Below are 1203 nucleotides of genomic sequence, written 5' to 3'. Positions count from 1 at the left end.
CGGCAGACGATTAAGGAAATTGAGACGAACGTCGCCTACCGGTGGTTTCTTGGCTATGGTTTTTCGGAGAAAATACCTCACTTCTCCACCTTCGGTAAAAACTATGTCCGTCGCTTCAAGGACACCGACCTGTTTGAACAGATTTTCTACCGGATTCTGAAAGAAGCGATGACGAAAGGCTTCGTCGACCCATCGGTTGCTTTCATTGACTCCACCCACGTCAAAGCCAGTGCGAATAAAAAGAAGTTCGACAAGAAAGTCGTACGTGTGGAAGCGCGAAGCTACCAGGCGCAGCTCGATGAGGAAATTAACGTGGATCGTGAAGAACATGGAAAAAAGCCGTTTCCCCCACAGGAAAAGGAAGAAACGAAAGAGATCAAGTCCAGCACGACTGATCCGGAAAGTGGCTACTATGTGAAAGACGAGCGTGAAAAAAGCTTCGCCTATTCCTTTCATACCGCCTGTGATGCCAATGGATTTGTTCTTGCTTCCCATGTCACAGGTGCCAATGTTCACGACAGCCGTGTGTTTACTGATGTTTTAGATAAGGTAATGGAAAAAGTCGCAAAGCCAAATGCTGTGGCAGCTGATGCCGGATACAAGACACCTTTTATCGCCAAATATGTGACGGATTTGGACATCCTGCCCGTTCTGCCTTACACAAGACCACGGACGCCAAAAGGATATTTAAAGAAACGCGATTTTGCATTTGATGAACACTATGACTGCTATATTTGTCCTGAAGGACAGACTCTTTCTTATCGGACTACTACCCGTGATGGATACAGGCAGTATGCTTCTGACCCGAAGCAATGCCGGGACTGTCCGCTTTTATCGATGTGCACGCAAAGCCAGAACCACATGAAACTGATCCACCGGCATGTGTGGGAAGGCTACCTTGAAGAAGCAGATCATCTGCGGCACACGCCGCAAAATAAAGAAATCTATGCAAAACGCAAAGAAACGATTGAACGGGTTTTTGCGGACGCAAAAGAAAAGCATGGCATGCGCTGGACAACCCTCAGAGGACTGGGGAAATTATCCATGCAAGCGATGCTTACTTTCGCTGCCATGAACCTTAAGAAACTGGCAAGCTGGGCGTGGAAGTCTCTAAAGCCAGCTTGAGCAGGCCTGATCAAGCATACAAAAAAGACGAAGCCGCCTCAAATCAAAGATTTGAAAACGGCTTTGTCGACAGTCTGA

General features: G+C 47.3%; 1 protein-coding gene. It reads left to right on the top strand.

Annotation, left to right across the window (positions count from 1 at the left end; genetic code table 11):
* Positions 1-1125: IS1182 family transposase (locus AWH49_RS14665; RefSeq protein WP_063966331.1), on the top strand; the 1125-nt coding region annotated here is incomplete at its 5' end.
* Positions 1126-1203: the final 78 nt, after the last annotated feature.

The sequence above is a fragment of the Domibacillus aminovorans genome, from assembly GCF_001643235.1.
Taxonomy (GTDB): domain Bacteria; phylum Bacillota; class Bacilli; order Bacillales; family Domibacillaceae; genus Domibacillus; species Domibacillus aminovorans.
Note: the sequence above shows the minus strand (reverse complement) of the source record. Positions and strands in the feature narration are given on the sequence as shown.